The following is a 3,494-nucleotide window of genomic DNA, read 5'->3' as shown; positions in this document are numbered from 1 at the left end:
CGCGCAACCGTGTCCACCGGCCGCACCGGCGTCGCCGCAACAGGACTGGTCGCTGGCACGGTCCTCGGATCGGCGTAGAACCCCGGCACCACCGGGGAAACAACCTCCGGATAACCGGCAGCCGCTGAATAGACGACCTCGCCGGTCACGTCATCCGCGTCGACGAGCCACGACAAATCCTGAACCACCGGAGCCGGAGTCAACGCACCCGCGCCCGAATACTCAACCGTCCGAGTCACAACCAACGACGACTGGGTGTGGTGATGGGCCAAATGGACCGTGATCACCTGCTCAACCTGATCGTCGTCGTCGAACGTCGCGACGTTGTCCAAAGACGCGAACACGTAACCCGACGGAACACCCGCGCGGGCCTCCGCCTCAGTGAACCCAACCGGCGTCAACCGGTTCCCGACCAACACCGTCCTCGTCCCCGCGACCGGAACAACCGGGGCGCCCGCCGCGTCGTCGTCCACATACACAACCGACACCGTCTGAACCGGAGTCGCGACAACCAACGTCGAATCAGACGCCGTGTTGTTCGCCGGAGACAAATCCGCGCCATTCAAACCATCATCCGCCACGTTCGCCTCGACCTCGACCAGGTCACCCGGCTGCGCGTCCGCCGAAGGAGACCACCCGACCGTGAAACTCGCCGTCGCCCCGGCCGCCAAACCAAACGCCGGCCACGCCACCTGCGAACCCCCGCCCGCCGAGGCAGTCGCAACACCGGAATCGGAAATGGCGCCCAAGTTGACCGGCCCGTCAACATCCAACGTCAACTCCACACCGGCCGCGTCCACCAACCCGTCATTCGACACAACAACCGTGTGCGTCCCAGAGCCGTCCTGGGTCACCTCCGCCAAACCGTCGTCAACCGTCACCGACAAATCGGGGCGCTCGACAACCGACGCAACGCACTGGGTCGTCAAAGCATCCAACAAAGGCTGCGGATCGGTCACGAACGCCGCGATGTCGAACACCGCGCCACCCGAACCCGTCGCCATGTCCCGGTACTCCTGATTGCCCGCGTTCGCGGTCATCGTCACAATCGAAAACAACGTCGCGTCGTTGTCCACCAACGCCTGAGTCGCGTCGGCCACCGTGTAGGAAGTCCACTGGGTCGGCTCGTCAGCCACCAACACCAGGCAACTCGCCGCCTCCGGACGCAAACCCATCTTCGAGTCAAACGCCCGCACAATCCCATCCGGGCCGTACTCCCCGCTGCCGTTGGCGTTCAGCTTCGCCACGGCGGCGTGCACCCAAGGCAAAGAGTCAGTCGCCGGCGTCAGAATCCTGGGGCCCGCGCTGGTGTAAGGCAGCGGGTTGATCCCGATCTGATAGTCCAACGCCGCACCCAACCGGTCCGCGATGAAGTCGATGTTGTTCCGCACGGAAGCGATCGGGCTGCCCATAGAGCCCGAATCGTCCACCAAGAACACAATGTCGCCCTGAGGCTTCCCGATCATCGACAAATCATTCGAATCCGAGCCGGTCGCCCCCGTCTGGCCGACCGCCGTCGCCGTCACCGATTCCCCCGCCACCCTGGGAACCCGCGCCTCGGCCACGCCGTGCTCGTCCGTCGTCACCGTCACAGTGGTGCTGCCCGAGACGATCTCCACCTTCGTCGCCGCCGCCTCATCGTAGGTGGGCAAGTACCACACCTTGACCCGCATCAACACCGAATCCGACCGCGCCGTGCCCGCGACCGGATAAAGGTTCATGTAATAGTCTTCTTTCACCGTGACAGTAGTCGAAGCCTGTGCCTGCGCGCCGTCTTTGTCAGTCGCGGTCAACACAGCGGTGTGCGTCCCCGGCGCGTAAGCGTGTGGCTGCCAAGTCCGCACATCCGTGCACGTGCCGTTGGCGGTCGTCCCGTCCCCGTAGTCCCACTCGCACAGCAGACCGGCCCGGTCAGGCGTGACATCGCTGACAGACGCGCTGGGGTTGAACTGGGCGGGCATAAAGATCTCGTAGGTGCTGGAGACACCGCTGATGGTCGGGGCCCGGTTCGCCGCCGTCACCTGCCGCACAACCGGAACCGTCGGCAAACCATAGGCGTCAACGCCAGTCACGGTCACCTCGAAGTCGCCGTTGTCGGGGAAGGAGTGCGAAACGCCGTAGGCCGCGGTCAACGTGGACCAGGACGCCGCCGCCGAAGTCGACGCGCTGGTCCCGTCGCCCCAATCCACCCGCAGCGACGCCAACCCCGTCGTGTCAACACTGAACGTGGCGGACTGGCCCTCGTTCACGGTGGCGGGCACGGTCACAGCCGGAGTCACGGCAGAGCCGCGCACCACCTGTTGCCGCTGGTAAGTGGCCGTGCCCCCGTTCGCGTCCGTCACAGTCAAAGACACCTGATAAGTGCCCGGCGCCGCATACGTGTGAGTCGGGTTCTGCTCCGCCGAAGTCCCGCCGTCCCCGAAACTCCAAGACCAACCGGTCACCTGGGCGGGACCCTCCGAAACGTCGTTGAAGGACACCTCTGGGCCGCCCGTCTGACCCGTCAGGACCTCAATCCGCCTCAACACCATATAGCTCGCCCCGGTCTTCAACGCAGGGAAGTCGGCCCGCAGATACCGGCCCCGCGTCCCCGCCGGCGCCGCGTAAGACCGCACCGCGGTCCCGGTCCCGAACGCCTCGTCCGCGAACTGCGTGAACGGGCCCTCAGGGGCCGAACCGACCGACAAAACCACGTTCTCCGGCTGGTAACCCGTCGAATACGGGGTCACTCGCACTTGCGCCACATCCCACTCGGCGCCCAAGTCGATCACAATCCACTGATTCGTCAGCTGGTTGTTCGCCGTATACCAATACGAGCTGTAAGCGCTCAACGCATTCGCGGCCGCGTAACTCGAAGCCGTCGAATACACACTCGACGCCGCCACCACCGAACCACCCGCCCGGTCCCACGCCACGTCAACAAGACCGCCCGACGCTTGCGAGGAGAACCCGGCCTCCAGCGTTGTCCCGTCCGCCGAACTGCGTTCCGCTGGCAGGATGACGGACACCAGACCCACAACGGCTGCCGCCAAGACAGCGCCGCCTTGCAGCAACCGCCGCGCCGATCGGCGCCGCCCAACTAGAACCGGCGGCTCCATGCTGCCGGCAGCGGGGGCGGGATTATGGGACTTCGAAAACTGGCGACGGAACAATTCGCGCATGATCGGGCACCTTTGAAACTGATCGGGCGGCGCCACCCATTAAACGGGGGCAGCACTGCTGTGGCTGGCAGATTGCGGCCACGCTATCAGCGTCAGCTAACAACGGTCAAACAGCACCAATGAAATCACCTAATTGGGGGTGATTGGATCAGCCCAGAGTCGCCCGATGCCGTCTGTTCCGCCCAGCGCGCACCAACCACGGCACCCGGTCCAATCAGCCCAGAGTTTCCCGATGCCGTCTGGCCCGCCCCGAACGCACCAACACGGCGCCCAGCCCCAACAGCAAGGCGGCGGCTCCGGCGATCCCGCCCGCCGCGCCGGGGCCCGTGATCG

The 3,494-nt window shown here is 65.4% G+C and carries 1 protein-coding gene; it reads right to left on the bottom strand.

Translation table 11 applies throughout. The features are described from left to right. Positions 1-3,161 (bottom strand): PKD domain-containing protein (locus tag LBC97_12505; protein MDR2566847.1); only part of this gene is annotated, 3,161 nt, incomplete at its 3' end. Positions 3,162-3,494: the final 333 nt, after the last annotated feature.

The organism is Bifidobacteriaceae bacterium (assembly GCA_031281585.1).
In the GTDB taxonomy this organism is placed as follows: Bacteria; Actinomycetota; Actinomycetes; order Actinomycetales; family WQXJ01; genus JAIRTF01.
Note: the sequence above shows the minus strand (reverse complement) of the source record. Positions and strands in the feature narration are given on the sequence as shown.